Here is a 16,649-nt window from a genome sequence, read left to right on the forward strand (position 1 = left end):
GATCGCCGGGCCTTTTTCAGATCAAGTCTGGCGGCGGACCAGGGGAGGCCCACCGCCACGCTTGCAGGCGTTAGAAGTGGCGCGTCACGGTGAAGGTCACGCGACGCGGATCGCCGTAGTAGTAGCCGTTGAACACCGAGTGGATATAGACCTTGTCGGTGCAGTTCTTGCAGGCCAGGGCCGCAGACCAGTCGCCGTTGTCGCTGTTATAGGCCAGCGAGACATTGAGCAGCGTATAGGCCTCAGACAACGAGTTCAGCGCCGTTGGCGTCCTGGTCGACGGAGCGGAATTGGAGGCCGTCGTCCAGAACTTGCCCGTGTAGTTGGCCTCGATATTGCCGGTGAACGACCCCGCGACAGCCGAAACCGGCAGGGTATAGGTCGCGCCCATCGCAACCGTCTGCTTGGGGAAGCGCGACAGTTCGTCGGACGGATCGATCGCGTTCACATAGACGCCCGTCACCGCGTTGGTGAACGACTGCGCCCGCGGGTTCACATAGGTGTACTTGCCTTCCTGCAGACCAGCTGTGGCGTACAGATCCAGGCCGCGCATCGGGCGAGCAAACAGTTCCAGCTCAACGCCCTTGACCTCGATATCGCCCGCATTGTCCTGGGTCGACAGGGTCGTGCCGGCGACAGATCCCGGCGTGGTGTAGGACAGCTGCAGGCCCTTGGTGGTGGCCAGGAACGCCGTGGCGTTGAAGCGCAGGCGCTTGTCGAGCCACTCGCTCTTCAGACCGCCCTCATAAGACCAGGTATATTCCGGATTGAAGTCCTGGAACGCCTGCGGGGTGTAGGCGGTGCGGGTGTTCCAGCCGCCGCTCTTGTAGCCGCGCGTGGCGCTGACATAGAGCATCTTGTCGTCGTCGATCTTATAGTTCAGGCCGAACTTTGGCGTGACCACATTGGCCTTCAGCTTGGTGTCGACACCGGCCGTGACCAGATCGGCCGTCGTCATGCCGCCGTACTGGGTGGCGCGCAGATCGACCTTCTTGGTTTCGTTGGTGAACCGCACGCCGACAATGCCGGTCAGCTTGTCGGTGAACTGATACTCGCCTTGAGCGTAGGCGGCGTAGCTGGTCGTCGTATTGACGATGTCGCGGACGCTCGAAAAGCCCCTGGCGGTTCCGCAGGTCATGTTTCCAGCGCCGTTCAGCCCGGCGCTGCAGGAGACGCTGGAGCCCAGAACCTGGCCGGCCAGCGTGTCATTGTCCTCGGTGAACAGATAGACGCCGGTGACGTACTTGGCCTTGTCGCCAATCGTGCCGTTGACCTTAAATTCCTGACTGAAGGACTTATAGGACCCGTCATTGGTCAGATAGAACGGCGTCGGCGTTGTGGCGGAGCCCTTCACCGGCAAGGAGAAGTCGACGACGAAGGTCTGGGTCGACCAGCGATAGCCCGTCAGCGAGGTGAAGGTGATGTTGTCGCCGCGCCATTCAACATTGGCGACCGCTGCGTTGGATTCCGCCTTCGTATGCAGGCCGCGATTGGCCAGGGCGTCGGAAATCAGGTCGCCCGTGCCGCCATAGGTGACGCCGCGCATCGTGGTGTGATCGCGATCGCCGGTATAGGCGCGCAGCGCGCCGCCCTTGCCCATCATGTGCTCAAGCGACAGGTCGATGGTCATGTCGTCGCTGGGCAAGAGCCGTACCGCACCGCGAACGCCGGCGTTCTTGCTGCCGTTCAGGGTCTGGCCGGTGGCGTCGTTGTGCAGATAGCCCTCATCCTTGACGTAATAGCCATTGAGGCGCGTCTGGATCTTGTCGGTGACAGGCAGGTTGATCGCGCCGCGGAACTGCGCGCCGTCAAACGTGCTGACGCCGCCCTGGACGAAGCCGCCAAGTTCAGGGCCCGGCTTCTTGGTGACGATGCTGATCGCACCGCCGGTCGAGTTGCGGCCAAACGTGGTGCCTTGCGGGCCACGCAGGACTTCAATGCGCTCGATATCGAAGAAGCCGTAGTTGTTGACGTTCTGACGCGGCACAATGATGTCGTCGACATAGGTCTGCACCGGCGGGTCGATCGTTGCGATCTGTTCGGTCGATCCGAGGCCGCGAAGGTAGTAGGTGTTGGCGGAACTGAAGCCGGTGTTGTTGCTGCCAAACAGGTTCGGAACCATCCGAACCAGATCCAGCGCCTGAGACACTTGGCGCGCTTCGAGCTGCTTGGAACTGAAGGCGGAGACGGAAATCGGCACGTCCTGCAGGTTCTGCTCGCGCCGCTGGGCCGTCACCACGATCTGGTCAAGCTGAAATTCGTCGCTCTTTCCCGACTGGGCTTGGGCCATGCCCGGGCCCATCAACGCCGCGACCGCAGACGCAGCAATCAGACAATGCTTGCTGATCATCCTATCCTCCTCTTCGCCCTCATCCACGTGGTGAGCACTTGTTATATTCTTATGCCATTAAATGTCCGGACAATGAGAAGTCGTCAAGTGGCAAACGATCCGTTCAAAGCGCCCATCCCTTAGGCGCCGAAGCGCACTGTCGCGCGCGACACGACCAAAGTCAGCGCAGTCAAAACTCGAAAAACGCTTCTAGGTTGAGCCAGGAACCGTCACTCGGCCTCAAGGGATTGGGGCGATGAATCGCGGATCGCTGCATCTCACGGCAAGCCCGCCTGAGACGTTCGACGAGCCCCTGAGCCAAGGGCAGAGCCGGACGTCGACGAGCGCCGACGTCCAGATCCTGATCCCAGTATCAGGCGCGTGAGGCGATCCGCACCAGGGCCTTGCCCTGGTTCTGACCCCGCATCAAGCGCTCGAAATGCGCGGGCGCGGCCACAAGCCCGTCGACCGCGTCCTCGACGATGCGCAGGCGGCCATCCAGCACCCAAGGCATGGCCGTTTCGATCCACTCCGACCAGCGGGGATAGAAGTCATAGACAACAAGGCCGAAGACGCTGGCGCGTTTGCCGATCAAGGTTCCGACGGGAAGCGTGGCGACCGTTCCGCTCTGATAGTGCTCGGACAGGCCGCACAGTACGATACGACCGCCAATCCGAAGGCTCTGAAGCATCGGCGCCAGGATCGACGCGCCGACATTCTCGAAATGCACAGTCTGGCCCTCGGGAACGACCTGAGCGAAACGCTCACCCCAGCCCTCGGCCCGATAGTCGAAGCAGTCATCGAAGCCATAGACGTCGCGAACCATAGCGCATTTCTCCGCGCCGCCCGCGACACCATAGGCCTTGGCGCCGAGCAAGCGCGCCAACTGCCCCGCGACGCCCCCCACAGGGCCGGCCGCCGCATCGACGGTGAACACATCGCCCTGCCCTACCTTGGCCAGTTGGGTAACGCCCGCCCAGGCGGTGAGCCCCGGCATCCCCAGAACCCCAAGATGCGCCGAGGGCGACGGACGCGGATCAAGCTTGCGCGCCTTCTCGGCCGCCATCAGGCCATATTGGCTCCAGCCTACTTCACCGGCCACCAGATCCCCCGGCGCGAAGTCCGCGCTTCTGGACTCCAGCACCTGGGCGACGCACTCGCCCGGCAGGCTATCGCCCACCCCAGGAGCCGAACCGCCAAGGTGGCGACCGCGCAGGCGCGACCCGATATAGGGATCCAGAGAAATATCCAGCACCCGCACCAACAGTTGGCCGTCCTGCGGCGCGGCGATCGTCCGCTCGGCCAGCTGGAAGTCCTCGGCGACCGGCATTTGGGTGATGGTCCGGGCCAGCACCACTTCTAGGCTCTTCATCGGGCAGGGGTCCTTCCTGAGTGATCCTCAGACGCGAGGAAATCCAGATACTGGCGAGCGCGCGCCGATACGGCGCCCTCTCGCAACTTGAGATGCGCGGCGGCTGCGCGCGCCTCGGCGATAGCCCAGCTGCTCTGCCGAGGATCGCCGTCATCGCTAGGAACCAGGATCGAGGCCGCGACGGCGCCCAGCGCCTCGATCGCATCCACATCCAGAGCGGCGTTGAAGGCGTCGGCCCAGTGCTCGGGTTGCCTCATCACATCCAGCGTCATCAGGCGCAGCCGAGCACCGTCAATATCCGGCGTGCGGTGACGAATGGCGTCCACGTCGTCCGACCACCAGGGAAACTGCGCTTCCCGGTCGCGCAGCACGCGCCAGGCCCGCAGCCAGTGAGCGCCGGAGCGCTCGGGCGACAGAGAGAGTTGAGCCTCGATCTTGAACCGTTCGCGCGTCGGGGCATCGAGCAGCAGAACGCCGTCCAGCACCAGCGCGCGAACAAGGTCTGGCCGGCGCGCGGCGAGCGCCAGGGCCAGCGGCGTTGAGAAACCTTCCGCGATCAGGTCGACACCACCGCGCGCCAGAGCCTCGATCGCCTGCGCCAAAACCTCGACATAGCCCTCTGCGCTGGGTCGCGGCAGCGGATCTGATCCTCCGCATCCCGGCAGGTCCATCCCATAGACAGGCCGCTCGGCGCCCAAGGCCTGCAGCATCTCATGCTCGGCCGCGGAACCACCGGGAACATCGTGCAGGATCAGGATTGGCCGCCCCGCCCCCCCCTGTCGCCGAACCAGGAGCTGGCCGTGCGGAAGATCGATATAGCGGCGGCCGCAACCGGCGGCGTTCATGATCGGAGAAGAGGCCCGAACCTCGCGCGCATGATCGCCAAAGAGACCGCCAAGGGCCTGCTCCCAGAGGTCGAGATCAGGGGAAAGCCGCTGGACCGACACTGTCTCCGAAGCGTCTTTCGGCAGGCGGTCCAGATGGGCAAACAGCACGTCGTCGGACCGCGCCATCACGACCACCGACGCGGTTACGCGACGAATATTGTCGGTGGGATCATGCCGCATGGCCGCTTCATAGGCGCCGGAATAGCTGGGGCCTGACAGGAAAAAGTCGAACCCATAGGCCTGCAGCAGCTCGATCGACGGCGTGGCGATCGGCATCCGCGCCGTCTCTTCGGGACTGAACCAGGGAAACCAGCGCCAGGTGTCGAGCACCCTCGTCCACTCGCGCACCAGCCAAGCGCCGTGCTCGTCGACCGTAAAGGGGCGCATGTAGCGGCTGATGAAGGTGTCGTCGGGCTCACCCAGCGGGATTGACAGCCCATCCAGCACCGCAACCGCCACGCGCTCGGGCGCCCGGGTGGCGAAATCGAGCAGAATCTTCGAGCTAGTGTGAAAGCCGTAGAACGCGGCGCGCTCAATGCCCAAGGCGTCCAGGGTCTGGGCCAGCGCCTGGGAGAAATCCCGGATGTTGGGCGCTGTGTCCGGCAAGGGATCAGAATCGCCATAGCCGGGCGTATCTAGCGCGATCACCTCGAACCGATCGGCCAGTGCGGCGATCAAGGCTTCGTACAGCACCGATGACCTTGGCGAGTCGTGCAACAGCACCACGGTGGGCCCGGTCCCCGCAGTACGATAGTGCGTGTCACGGGCGCCGACGCGAACAAATCCCCTGCTAATGATCAAGATCGCCAACTCCGTCGGATTTTAACGCGCCCAGGCTTGCGCGCCATCCGATGCAGGATGTTATATGGATATATCATTAGCGCAATCACGAGACCCTGTGGACTCGTGCGGCGCCTCGAATTTGATCGGTGGAGATACCCATGGATGCGGCGCTCTTGGATGCTGAAGCCCTGACACCGGTGATCCAGGCGCTGCGCCAGATCGTCGGCGCCGACCAGGTCAGCACGGACGACGCCCGCCGTGCCCTGTTCAGCCAGGACATCTACAAGGTCTCAGACCACACGGTGGTGGCGGTCGTCTCGCCCGCCAACACCGAGCAACTGGCTCAGGCCGTCGCCCTGGCCGCCCGCTATGATCTGCAGGTGGCGCCGCGCGGCGCCGGCATGAGCTACACCATGGGCTATGTGCCGACCACCGGCCGCACCCTGTCGCTCGACACCACACGCATGGACAAGGTGCTCAGCGTCAACGCCGAAGACATGACGGTTACGGTTCAGGCCGGCTGCACCTGGAAGACCCTGCACGACACCCTGACGCCTTTGGGCCTGCGCACGCCCTTCTGGGGGCCGCTTTCGGGCCTAACCTCCACGATCGGCGGCGGACTCTCGCAGCTCAACGCCTTCTTCGGCGCGGGCCTCTACGGCACCACCAGCGAAAGCGTCGTGGCGGTCACCATCGTTACCGGAACCGGCGAGATCCTGCGCACCGGCGTGGTACGGCCTGACGGAGCGCCGCCGCACTGGCGTCACTACGGTCCCGACCTGACCGGCCTTTTCGCCGGCGACTGCGGCGCTCTGGGCGTCAAGGCCGAGATCACCCTGCGCCTGATCCAGACCCCAGCGCACGAGGCCTACGCCTCGTTCGCCTTTGAAACCGGCGCCCAGATGCTGGACGCCATGAACAGCATGGCCCGCGCGGGCCTCGCGTCCGAGCTCTGTGGCTTCGACCCCGGCCTGACCCGCGTGCGGATGAAACGCGCCTCTCTGGCGACCGACATGTCGGCCCTCAAGAATGTGGTCGCCAAGCAGAAGTCCCTGTTTTCCGGGATGAAGGAAGCCGCCAAGATCGCCATGGCCGGCCGGAGTTTCATCGAGGAAGACACCTATCCGCTGCATGTCATCTGTGAAGGCCGCTCGAAAGCCGCCGTTGACGCCGACATGGCCGAGGCGCGCGCCATCGTCGCTCGGTTTGGCGGGGCGGAAATCGAGAACACCATCCCCAAGGTCATCCGGGCGATGCCGTTCGCGCCGCTCAACAGCATTCTGGGTCCGGAGGGCGAGCGCTGGGCGCCGGTGCATGGTGTTTTGCCGCTGTCTCAGGCGAAGGCGGCCTTCGCCGGCATCCACCAGGTCTTCGCCGACATGGCGCCCGAGTTCGAGAAGCACGGCGTCTATACCGGCTTTCTGTTCACCACCGTCTCGACCAACGCCTGCACCGTGGAGCCAACCTTCTATTGGCCCGATGCGCGCCATCAGCTGCATGAAGCGACGATCGAGGCCCCGCACTTGGCCAAACTACCTGCCCTGCCCGCCAATGCCGAGGCCGCCGCCGTGGTCGCCGAGGCCCGCAAGCGGGTGATCGCCGTCTTCCAGAGCTGCGGCGCAGGCCACTTCCAGATCGGCCGTTCCTATCCCTACAAGGACAGCCGCGATCCGGCCGCCTGGAGCCTGCTTGAGACCATCAAGGCCAAGCTGGATCCCGATGGCCGCCTGAACCCCGGCGTGCTGGGCCTTGGCGCATGAGCCAGACTTATCGCGCGCTGCAACTGCAGACGTTCGCGCCCACGCTGAGGGAAGCCGCCAAGGTCGTCGATCTGCCGATGGTCGCGCCGGGGCTGGGCGAGATTTCGGTCGTCAATCGCTGGTGCGGGATCAATGGCCTGTTCGACGTGCAGATCGCGCGCAACGCGGTCGCCTATGTGAAGCTGACCCCGCCCCTGGTGATGGGCGTGGAGGCCTCGGGTGTCATCGATGCGGTGGGGCCGGGCGTCGAAAGCCTGAAGGTGGGCGACGCGGTGGCCAGCACACGGTTTGGCGGCGGCTACCGCGAGCGCAATGTCGGTCCGGCCGAAGCCTTTGTGCGCCTGCCCAACGCCAGCGCTGAAATGCTGACCCTCGCCTCCACCGGCGTCTCGGCCCACGTCGCCATGCATGTGATCGGCCAGATCCAGCCCGGCGAACTGGTGGCCATCTCGGCGGCCGCCGGCGGCATGGGCCATATCCTGGTGCAGTTGGCCAAGATCCGGGGCTGCAAGGTGATCGCCATCTGTGGCGGCGCGCGCAAGGCTGCCTTCGTCAAGGACCTGGGGGCGGACGTCGTCATCGACTACCGCTCGGAGTCGATCGCTGAAGTCCTCAAGCGCGACTATCCCGACGCCTTGAACCTGGCGATCGACACCGTGGGGGGCGAGGTGTTCGACGCCTTCGCCGAAAACCTCGCCCCCCATGGCCGCCTGGTGGTCGCGGGCGTCGCCCAGGATCTGGACGCCGGACCCGAACTGGTTCTGGCCCCGCGCATCGGCCACAGGCTCTACTACAAGTCCGCGTCCATCCGGGGCTTCATGAACGGTCGCCTCACAGAACACTGGCCGGCGGCGCGCGCCGACCTGCTGGCGCTCTATGACGCCGGCAAGCTGGTCGTGCGCACCGACGAAACCCTCTTTGACGGGGTCGATCGGATCTATGACGCCGTCGATTGGCTGACCTCGGGCAAGTCGATGGGCAAGGTCGTCGCCCGCCTCTCGCAGGACTAATCAGCGTCGAGAAAGGCGTTGATCGCAGCGGCGGGGTCGGCGCCCCAGGGATCGCCCCCGCCCTGCGACATGTCGGCATAGGTCGCCTGCGGCATGAGGTTGGCCGCCGCGCGCGTATGCGGCTTCAGCGGATCGCCGGCCCGCGCCAGGGCCAGGGCCGGCTGGGTCACAAGGGGCAGCCGCTCAGCGCCGACATAGCGAAACGCCGCGCCATAGGCCAAAGGATAGGTCTCGACCGCCTTGAGCAGTTCCACCAGCCAGGCGTGCAAGGCTGCGGGCGGCGGCAGGGTTCCGCCGTGCAGATGCGCGGCGGAGCGGCCATACCAGGGCCAATAGACCAGCTGGTCGCGCAGGAACATGAAGGCATTCTGAAGATAGGCGCCGGTCAGGTCGGGCGTGAAGGTCGGCGCATAGCGGTCGAGATACTCATCACGCTCAGACGGCGAGAACAGGCCAAAGCCGTCCAGCACGATACGGCGGACGCGCCCCGGCGCCAGGATCGCCGCCTCCGCCGCGATCGCCGCGCCGGTGTGCGAGCCATAGAGATCCACCGTCTCGAGCTCCAGCGCGTCCAGCAGCTCGATGAGCCCCCGCGCGTAGTCGGCGATCTCCGGCGCCGCCACGGCCAGGGCGGGACTGTCGCCATTGCCGGGCGTATCCGGTGCGATCACCCGCCGGCTCCCGGCCAACGATAGGGCCAACGGCGCCAGCTGGGCGGAGGATCCGGGCGAGGCGTGCAGCATCACCAACGGCGCGCCCGCCCCGCCCTCACGCAGATGAACCTGCCGACCAGGCAGATCGACAAAGGCGCGGCGAAGTGTTCCGCTAGCTTGGCTCATCTCAATCCTCGCTAAAGTACGCGCATGCGGAACTCGCCGCCGGCTGAGCGACGGCGCTGACCGCTGATAACATTCTCGGCCCACAGCTCGACGCGGACTACCGCGCCCTTGTCTTCCGCGCCGACGACGCTGGCCTTGAGCTCAACGATGTCGCCGCCGTCTATGGGTTCCTGAAAGCTGATCTGCTGCGACGACGCCATCATGACCGGCGCGCGCAGGGCGCGGGTCGAGGCGACAAACGCCGCCTTGCCCATCATCGCCAGGGCTTCGCCGCCAAACAGCGTGCCGTAGTGATTGGTGCGCCCCGGAAAGACCATCTCGACCATCGTCAGATCATCGTCTTCGGCCTCCGGCGCGGCCTCCTCCAGCGGCGGGATGGCCCGCAAGGGCGCATTTTCGGCCGGCACAGCCACCATGTTGAAGACGCCGCGCGTGCATTCGCGGCGCTCGCCGGTCAGCAGGTTTTCGGCCATCAGCACGGCCTCGACCCCCATCGAGCGACGGCCCACACGGATCACGCGGCCCTCGGCCTCGACGATCTCGCCCAGCCGGGCCGGCGCGCCAAAGTCGATGCGCTCGCACGAGGCGGTGACGAACGCCATCCGCGCGTGACGGGTCGCCGCCACGAAGGCCACCTTGTCCAGATGAGACAGCCCCGTTCCGCCAAACAGGGTGCCATGATGATTGGTGTCGTTTGGAAAAACGATATCGACCAAACGGCTTGCAGGTCCAATCATGCGGCGGCGGCGCTCGGCGTGGCCGGGATGAAGCCCAGCGGCAGACTCGCGTCCGGTGTGAAGCCATAGAGCGGCTCGCCCGGCAGGGCTTCTGCCAGGATGCCGCGCACCGCCAGCAGGGCAGGCAGATCAATGCCCGTCGACAGGCCCATGGCCTCGAGCATGAACACCAGATCCTCGGTGACGATATTGCCGCTGGCGCCGGGCGCGAACGGACAGCCGCCCAGGCCGCCCAGGGAACTGTCCAGCGTGGTCAGACCCGAATCCAGCGCCGCCAGGGCGTTGGCCAGGCCCAGGCCGCGCGTGTTGTGCAGATGGATCCCAGTCAGGGCCTCGTCGCCGAAGGCGCCGCGCACCATCCGGATCAGGCGCTTGACCTCGGCCGGATTGGCGTAGCCGGTCGTGTCCGACAGACCGACCTCATCGCAACCGGCCTGCATCAGACCCTCGCCCAGGCGCATGATCTGAGCATCGTCGATGCGGCCTTCCAGCGTGCAGCCGAACACGGTCGACAGGCTGCCCTCGAATTTCGGACGCGAGTCGAGCGGCTGGGCGGCGATCAGTTGGGCGATCGCGCGCGCCTCTTCCAGCATCTGGACATGGGTGCGGCGCACATTGCGCAGGCTGTGGGTTTCGCTGACCGACAAAGGCAGGGTGATCTTGTGCGCGCCCGCCTCGATGGCGGCCTGAGCCCCGCGCAGATTCGGCACGAGAACCGCTACGGTCAGATCGGGCAGCGTGCGGGCGAAGCTGACGACTTCGGCGGTATCGGCCAGCTGCGGCAGGACCTTGGCCGGCACGAACGAGCCGACCTCGATCTCGCGCACACCGGCGCGATATTCGGCTTCGATCCAGGCCTTTTTGGCTTCCAGCGGCATGATCGCGCTGATGCTCTGCAGTCCGTCGCGCGGACCGACTTCACTGATGAGAATGGCGGGCTGCAAGAGACTCCCCCTGATAGGACCAAAACGAAGATTGATATATTTATAGACCATATTGTAGGGTCACACCAACGCCTCCCGCACAGGGGACGATCAGGAGTTGCGAATGACCGCGAATGGCCCTCTTTCAGGTCTGAAGGTGGTGGAATTCACCCACATGGTCATGGGCCCGACCATGGGGCTGATCCTGGCCGACCTGGGCGCCGATGTGACTCGCGTCGAGCCGCTGGGCGGCGATCCCACCCGTCGCCTGATCGGCTCGGGTTCGGGCTATTTCCCGATGTACAACCGCAACAAGCGCGCGGTGTTCCTGGATCTGAAGTCCCCCGAGGACTTGGCCAAGGCCAAGGCCATGGCGCTTGAGGCTGACATCCTGCTCGAAAACTTCCGCCCCGGGGCGCTGGATCGCCTGGGCCTGTCCTATGACGCCCTGTCCCAGGAAAATCCGCGGCTGATCTACTGCTCGGCCAAGGGCTTCCTGGCTGGCCCCTACGAGAATCGCACCGCCCTGGACGAGGTGGCCCAGATGATGGGCGGCCTGGCCTATATGACCGGCCCGCCTGGCCGGCCGCTGCGCGCGGGCGCGTCGGTGATCGACGTGACCGGCGGGATGTTCGGCGTCATCGGCGTTTTGGCCGCCATGGCCGAGCGCGAAAAGACCGGCCGGGGTCAGATGGTCAAGTGCTCGTTGTTTGAGACCACGGTCTTCCTGGTCGGCCAGCACATGGCCCAGAAGGCCGTCACCGGCCAGGCCGCCAACCCCATGCCCGCCCGCATCTCGGCCTGGGCGATCTATGACGTGTTCGAAACCGGCGATGATCAACAGATCTTCGTCGGCGTGGTCAGCGACAGTCAATGGAAAGCCTTCACCCAGGCGTTCGATCTAGGCGAGATCGGCGACGACGCCAGCCTGGCCGCCAACAATGTCCGTGTCGCCCAGCGCGACCGCATCCTGCCGGTGGTGCGCGCGGCGTTCAAGGCCTTCTCCCTGGCCGATCTTGCCGAAAAGCTGGAAACCATCGCCCTGCCCTTCGCACCGATCACGCGCCCCGAAGACCTGTTCGAGGATCGCCACCTCCTGGCCGGCGGCGGTCTGGTCGAGGTGGAGCTGCCCAATGGCGCGCGCACCCTGCTGCCGGCCCTGCCGCTGGAGATGGGCGGCCGCCGCATGAGCGTCTATCTTGATCCCGCGCCCGTCGAAGCCGCCAGCGAGGGCGTCGCCTGATGGGCGGCAAGACCCTGCTCGACAAGATCTGGGACGCTCACGACATCGCCCCGCTTCCGGGCGGCGGCGCCCTGATCCTGATCGACCGCGTGCTGCTGCATGAACGCACCGGCGGCGTGGCGCTGAAAAGCCTCAAGGCCGCCGGCCGGGCCGTGCTCTCGCCCACCCAGGTGTTCTGCACCATGGACCATGTGGTCGACACCTTCCCGGGGCGCGGCGACAAGACCACCATGCCGACCGGCACGGCCTTCATCGTTGAAACCCGGGACGCGGCGCGCGAGGCCGGGATCACGGTTTTCGACATCGACGATGCGCGTCAGGGCATCGTCCATGTGATCTCGCCTGAACAGGCCCTGGTGCTGCCGGGCGCGACCCTGGTCTGTCCCGACAGCCACACCTGCACACAAGGGGCCATGGGCGCCCTGGCCTGGGGCATCGGCTCGACCGAGGCCGAGCACGCTCTGGCCACCGGCGCGCTGCGCATGAAGAAGCCCCGGGCCATGCGGATCACGGTCGATGGCCGCCTGTCTGAAAGCGTGACCGCCAAGGACCTGGCGCTACATGTTGTGGCCAAGATCTCCTCGTCCGGCGCCAAGGGCTGCATCGTCGAATATGCGGGATCGGCCATCTCGGCCCTGCCGCTCGAGGGGCGCCTGACGCTGTGTAACATGGCCACCGAACTGGCCGCGTTCAGCGCGATCATCGCCCCCGACCAGGTAGTGTTCGACTATCTGGACGGTCGCCCCTACGCGCCCAAGGGCGCGGAATGGGTCCATGCCCTGAAAAGCTGGCAGGATCTGAAGAGCGATCCCGACGCCCGCTTCGACGTCGAGGTTCACATCGACGCGGCGGACGTAGCCCCGATGATCACCTGGGGCGCCAGTCCCCAGCAGGGCGGACCGCTGGACGGCGCCGTCCCCAGCTTCGAAAGCGTCGCCCAGCGCGACAGCCGGGAAGCCTATGACCGCGCCCTGGATTATATGGACCTCGCGCCGGGCCAGCCGCTTCTGGGCCTGCCCATCCAGGGCGCCTTCATCGGCTCCTGCACCAACAGCCGCATCTCGGACCTGCGCCGCGCCGCCGCCCTGCTGGCCGGCCGCAAGGTCGCCCCAGGCGTTCGGGCCATCTGCGTGCCGGGCTCTACCCAGGTGAAAGCCCAGGCCGAGGCCGAGGGCCTGGACCAGATCTTCCTGGAGGCGGGCTTTGAATGGCGCGAATCCGGCTGCTCGATGTGCTTCTTCGCCGGCGGTGAGAGCTTTGGCGAGCGCGAGCGCGTCGTCACCTCGACCAACCGCAATTTCGAGAGCCGACAAGGCCCCAAGACCCGCTCGCACCTGGCTTCGCCCGAGACCGTGGCGGCCTCCGCCATCGCCGGGGCGATCGCTGACCCCCGCCTTCTGAGCCGGTGACATCATGCTGCCCCTGACCCGCCTCACCGGCGTCGCCGCCCCGCTCATCCGGGCCAATATCGACACCGACGCCATCATTCCCTCGCGCGAGATGAAGGGTGTCTCCAAGACTGGCCTTTCGGACGGCCTATTCGCCGGGTGGCGCTATACGACGGTGGGCGGACGCGACCTCGATCCGAAGTTCGTGCTCAACCAGCCGGCCTATGCCGGCGCCCAGTTTCTGCTCAGCGACGAGAATTTCGGCTGCGGCTCAAGCCGTGAGCACGCCGCCTGGGCCCTGGCCGAATATGGCTTTCGCGGCGTTCTGGCCCCGTCGTTCAACCCGATCTTTTTCAACAACTGCATTCGCAACGGCATCGCGCCGATCATCCTTTCCCCCGAAATGATCGCCACCTTTGCGGCGGATATCGCAGCGGATCCGCAAGGCCGTCCGCTGACCCTGGACATGGAAGGTTTGACGATGGCCGCGGCTTCGGGCCTTACGGCTTCGTTCGAATTGTCTCCTGAAGCCAAGACGATGTTGATGCTGGGCCTGGACGAGATCGACCTGACGCTTGGCGCCCGCGAAACGATCCTGGCGTTTCGCGACGCCGACAGGGCCCAGCGGCCCTGGATCTATCTGTAAGCTTGCCACGAGGAGGCCGTAGGGACCGACATGCACGCCACGCCCAATCTCTACGACTATTGGCCCTATCAGGACCGCCCCAAGATCACCTGGCCCGGCGACAAGAAGCTGGCTTTCTGGATCGCCCCCAATATCGAGTTCTACGAGTTCGATCCGCCGAAAAACCCCTCGCGCGGCGGCTGGCCCAAGCCCGCCCCCGATGTGGTCGGCTATTCGCAGCGGGACTGGGGCAACCGCGTCGGCCATTGGCGGCTGATGGAGTTGATGGATCGCTACGGCATGCGCGGCTCGATCTCGCTGTCGACCGCCCTGATCGACCACCATCCCGAGATCATCGAGGCCTGTGTGGCGCGCAACTGGGAGTTCTTCTCCCATGGCATCTATAACACCCGCTACTCCTACAACATGACCGAGGCCCAGGAGCGGGCGGTGATCGAGGACTCGATCCGCACCATCCAGAACGCCACCGGCCAGCGCATCCGCGGCTATCTGGCCCCGGCCCTGACCCATACCGAGCGCACCTTCGATCTGCTGGGCGAATATGACTTCTGGTACACCTGCGACCTCTTCCAGGACGACCAGCCCCAGCCGATCAAGACCCGCGAGGGCCGCATGGTCTCGATGCCTTATTCGCTCGAGGTCAATGACGTGATCACCTATGGCCAACAAGCCATGGATCCATGGCGTTACGCCGATATCCTCAAGCGCCACTTCGACCAGCTTCTGGTCGAGGCGGACGACAGCGGCACGGTGATGTGCATCCCGCTGCACGCCTATCTGGTCGGCCAGCCGCATCGGATCGGTCCATTCGAAGCCGCCCTGAAACATATCGCCGCCAACGCCGACGACGTCTGGATCACGACCGCTGCCGAGATCGCCGACCACTACCGTCAGACCTATTGGAACCAGACCCTGAGCGATGTCGCCCGTCGCGGGCTGGCTACCAGCGGGTTCGGCTTTGCTCCCTCGGAGGCGCAAGCATGAGCCTGCCCGAGGACTATCTCGTCTATCCACACCGCCGCTATGGCATGGACCAGACTCTCTACCCCTGGCGCCCAGCGGACGCGCGCGCTCCGATCGCCTGGCCGGGTCAAGAGCTCGTGGCCGCGATGGTGGTCGTGCCGATCGAGTTTCACATGCTCAATCCGGACGGCAAACCGTTCAAGCATCCTGGCGCCATGGTCACGCCCTATCCCGACCTTCGTCACTACACGACGCGCGACTATGGCAACCGGGTGGGCGTGTTCCGGATTCTCAAGGCGCTGAAGGCGGCCGGCGCCAAAGCGACCTTCCCGATCAACGCCGTGCTGCTCGACACGGTTCGTCCGCTGGTCGACGCCATCCTGGCCGACGGCCACGAGATCGCCGCCTATGGCCTGGACACCGACCACATTCACCATGGCGGGCTGGATCGCGAGACCGAGCAGGCCTGGATCGCTGAAGTGAAGGCGCGGTTCGCCAAGGCCGGCCTCTCACCGCGCGCCTGGATGAGCCCGGCGCGCCAGCAGTCGTTCAACACCCTGGAGCTCCTGGCCGAGGCCGGCTTTGAGATCTGCCTAGACTGGGAACAGGACAATGTTCCCGTGACGATGGCGACCGCCGCCGGCCATATCATCGCCGCGCCGCTGTCCAACGAACTCGACGACCGCCTTCTGCTGATTGATCGTCGGCAGGATGAAGACAGCTGGAGCCGTCAGATCCTGGAAGCCGTCTCCTGCCTGAAGGGCGAAGGTCCTCGCCATGGCGGCCAGATGCTGGGCTTCACCCTGACGCCCTATGTCAGCGGCCAGCCGTTCCGCACAGCGATCATGGCCGCGACCCTGAAGACCCTGGGCGAGGATCCGGCCGTCCGGACCGCGACCGTTTCCGAGATCGTCGACGCCTGGGCCCTGGCCCAGACCGCCGCCTGAACGCCGCGAGGAGCGCGATGACCCAAGACCTCAAGTTCGAACCCACCATGGTTCGCGAAGACAAGACCGCCCGGCAGCTCTATGAGGCAGTCAAGGCCAATCCGGCCCGCACCCGCTTCGGGTTCGGCGAGAAGCTGGCGATCATCAATATCGATTTCCAGCAGGCCTATACCCGGCCGGACCTGTTTCCCAAGTCGGCCTATGTGACCGATCCTAATCAGGTCGCCTATTCCAACCAGATCTCGCGCCTGGCGCGCGGGGCCGGCATGCCGGTGGTCTGGACACGGGTGGCCTACAAGGCCGACGGCGGCGACGCCGGTGTCTGGGGCACCCGCACCGACACGCCCGACAGCCTGCAGAACATCAAGTACGACAGCCCCCGCCACCAGTTCGATCCCCGGGTCGAGATCGATGAGGCGGTTGACCTCGTCTACACCAAGCGCATGCCCAGCGCGTTCTTCGAAAGCCAGCTACAGAGCTATCTGGTCTGGCACAAGGTCGACACCGTGGTGATCACCGGCGGATCCACTTCGGGCTGCGTGCGGGCCACGGCGGTGGAGTCGCTGTCACGCGGCTATCGGACGATCGTTCCCGAGGAATGCGTCGCCGACAAGCACGAGAGCTATCACTTCGCCAACCTGACCGACCTGCAGCTAAAATATGCCGACGTGGTCGAGGTGGCCGAGGTGATCGCCTGGCTGACGGCGCGCCAGAAAGGCTGATCGGCGCCCGCATTTCGCACAGTGTCTTCGAAGCGTCGCTTTGGGCCTTGCCTTTGGACGGTCGAGCGCCAAAGAATGATATAATAATATACCCTTTAAA

At 65.4% G+C, this 16,649-nt stretch carries 14 protein-coding genes; 8 read left to right on the forward strand and 6 right to left on the reverse strand.

The genetic code is table 11. The features are described 5' to 3' along the window. Positions 1-70: 70 nt before the first annotated feature. The 3 genes from ACW18B_RS15195 to ACW18B_RS15205 all read right to left on the reverse strand — a co-directional run bounded on the left by ACW18B_RS15195 (position 71) and on the right by ACW18B_RS15205 (position 5,389). Complete coding sequence (locus ACW18B_RS15195; RefSeq protein WP_492047862.1) at positions 71-2,350, reverse strand: TonB-dependent receptor; 2,280 nt, start codon at positions 2,348-2,350, stop codon at positions 71-73. A gap of 352 nt (positions 2,351-2,702) precedes the next feature. After that, entirely contained in the window at positions 2,703-3,701 is a 999-nt protein-coding gene (locus ACW18B_RS15200) for a zinc-binding dehydrogenase (RefSeq protein ID WP_492047863.1), read from the reverse strand. Then, complete coding sequence (locus tag ACW18B_RS15205) at positions 3,698-5,389, reverse strand: alpha/beta fold hydrolase (RefSeq protein WP_492047864.1); 1,692 nt, start codon at positions 5,387-5,389, stop codon at positions 3,698-3,700. Before ACW18B_RS15205 ends, ACW18B_RS15200 begins: the two co-directional genes overlap by 4 nt. A gap of 140 nt (positions 5,390-5,529) precedes the next feature. Between ACW18B_RS15205 and ACW18B_RS15210 the strand changes: the two genes are divergently transcribed. Both ACW18B_RS15210 and ACW18B_RS15215 read left to right on the forward strand, forming a co-directional pair. After that, positions 5,530-7,131: an FAD-binding oxidoreductase gene (locus ACW18B_RS15210; RefSeq protein ID WP_492047865.1), complete on the forward strand. Its 1,602-nt coding sequence runs from the start codon at positions 5,530-5,532 to the stop codon at positions 7,129-7,131. Further along, positions 7,128-8,141, forward strand: coding sequence for a zinc-binding dehydrogenase (locus ACW18B_RS15215; RefSeq protein ID WP_492047866.1), 1,014 nt, complete (start codon positions 7,128-7,130; stop codon positions 8,139-8,141). The genes ACW18B_RS15210 and ACW18B_RS15215 overlap by 4 nt, the downstream gene beginning before the upstream one ends. Here the strand turns inward: ACW18B_RS15215 and ACW18B_RS15220 are convergent. Genes ACW18B_RS15220 through ACW18B_RS15230 form a run of 3 tightly spaced genes read right to left on the reverse strand, consistent with a single transcriptional unit; the run spans position 8,138 to position 10,661 of the window. Further along, complete coding sequence (locus ACW18B_RS15220; RefSeq protein ID WP_492047867.1) at positions 8,138-8,980, reverse strand: alpha/beta fold hydrolase; 843 nt, start codon at positions 8,978-8,980, stop codon at positions 8,138-8,140. The genes ACW18B_RS15215 and ACW18B_RS15220 overlap by 4 nt on opposite strands. Positions 8,981-8,991: 11 nt before the next feature. After that, on the reverse strand, positions 8,992-9,696 hold the full coding sequence (locus tag ACW18B_RS15225; RefSeq protein WP_492047868.1) for an acyl-CoA thioesterase: 705 nt from the start codon (positions 9,694-9,696) through the stop codon (positions 8,992-8,994). A 17-nt stretch (positions 9,697-9,713) separates the two neighbouring features. Continuing rightward, complete coding sequence (locus ACW18B_RS15230) at positions 9,714-10,661, reverse strand: hydroxymethylglutaryl-CoA lyase (RefSeq protein WP_492047869.1); 948 nt, start codon at positions 10,659-10,661, stop codon at positions 9,714-9,716. Between the two features lie 103 nt (positions 10,662-10,764). Here ACW18B_RS15230 and ACW18B_RS15235 point away from each other — a divergent pair, with 103 nt between their 5' ends. The 6 genes from ACW18B_RS15235 to ACW18B_RS15260 are packed head-to-tail and all read left to right on the forward strand — an operon-like array spanning position 10,765 to position 16,549. Further along, entirely contained in the window at positions 10,765-11,883 is a 1,119-nt protein-coding gene (locus ACW18B_RS15235; protein WP_492047870.1) for a CaiB/BaiF CoA transferase family protein, read from the forward strand. Then, positions 11,883-13,292, forward strand: a complete 1,410-nt coding sequence (locus ACW18B_RS15240) for a 3-isopropylmalate dehydratase large subunit (RefSeq protein WP_492047871.1) — start codon at positions 11,883-11,885, stop codon at positions 13,290-13,292. The genes ACW18B_RS15235 and ACW18B_RS15240 overlap by 1 nt, the downstream gene beginning before the upstream one ends. A gap of 4 nt (positions 13,293-13,296) precedes the next feature. Beyond that, positions 13,297-13,917 carry a 3-isopropylmalate dehydratase small subunit gene (gene leuD / locus ACW18B_RS15245; protein ID WP_492047872.1) on the forward strand — a complete coding sequence of 207 codons (621 nt, stop codon included), beginning with the start codon at positions 13,297-13,299 and terminating at the stop codon, positions 13,915-13,917. Positions 13,918-13,947: 30 nt separating this feature from the next. Continuing rightward, positions 13,948-14,901: a polysaccharide deacetylase family protein gene (locus ACW18B_RS15250; protein WP_492047873.1), complete on the forward strand. Its 954-nt coding sequence runs from the start codon at positions 13,948-13,950 to the stop codon at positions 14,899-14,901. Continuing rightward, positions 14,898-15,827 (forward strand): polysaccharide deacetylase family protein, encoded by a 930-nt coding sequence (locus tag ACW18B_RS15255; RefSeq protein ID WP_492047874.1) that lies wholly within the window; start codon positions 14,898-14,900, stop codon positions 15,825-15,827. The genes ACW18B_RS15250 and ACW18B_RS15255 overlap by 4 nt, the downstream gene beginning before the upstream one ends. A gap of 17 nt (positions 15,828-15,844) precedes the next feature. Continuing rightward, positions 15,845-16,549 (forward strand): isochorismatase family protein, encoded by a 705-nt coding sequence (locus ACW18B_RS15260; protein ID WP_492047875.1) that lies wholly within the window; start codon positions 15,845-15,847, stop codon positions 16,547-16,549. Positions 16,550-16,649 lie beyond the last annotated feature (100 nt).

It is taken from the genome of Caulobacter sp. FV2ps19 (genome assembly GCF_058681035.1).

Bases quoted from the DNA above. Each gene is read 5' to 3' on its own strand.
- ACW18B_RS15195 (WP_492047862.1), bottom strand. From the start codon at position 2,350: ATGATCAGCAAGCATTGTCTGATTGCTGCGTCTGCGGTCGCGGCGTTG.
- ACW18B_RS15255 (WP_492047874.1), top strand. From the start codon at position 14,898: ATGAGCCTGCCCGAGGACTATCTCGTCTATCCACACCGCCGCTATGGC.
- leuD (WP_492047872.1), top strand. From the start codon at position 13,297: ATGCTGCCCCTGACCCGCCTCACCGGCGTCGCCGCCCCGCTCATCCGG.
- ACW18B_RS15210 (WP_492047865.1), top strand. From the start codon at position 5,530: ATGGATGCGGCGCTCTTGGATGCTGAAGCCCTGACACCGGTGATCCAG.
- ACW18B_RS15220 (WP_492047867.1), bottom strand. From the start codon at position 8,980: ATGAGCCAAGCTAGCGGAACACTTCGCCGCGCCTTTGTCGATCTGCCT.
- ACW18B_RS15260 (WP_492047875.1), top strand. From the start codon at position 15,845: ATGACCCAAGACCTCAAGTTCGAACCCACCATGGTTCGCGAAGACAAG.
- ACW18B_RS15215 (WP_492047866.1), top strand. From the start codon at position 7,128: ATGAGCCAGACTTATCGCGCGCTGCAACTGCAGACGTTCGCGCCCACG.
- ACW18B_RS15200 (WP_492047863.1), bottom strand. From the start codon at position 3,701: ATGAAGAGCCTAGAAGTGGTGCTGGCCCGGACCATCACCCAAATGCCG.
- ACW18B_RS15235 (WP_492047870.1), top strand. From the start codon at position 10,765: ATGACCGCGAATGGCCCTCTTTCAGGTCTGAAGGTGGTGGAATTCACC.
- ACW18B_RS15250 (WP_492047873.1), top strand. From the start codon at position 13,948: ATGCACGCCACGCCCAATCTCTACGACTATTGGCCCTATCAGGACCGC.
- ACW18B_RS15240 (WP_492047871.1), top strand. From the start codon at position 11,883: ATGGGCGGCAAGACCCTGCTCGACAAGATCTGGGACGCTCACGACATC.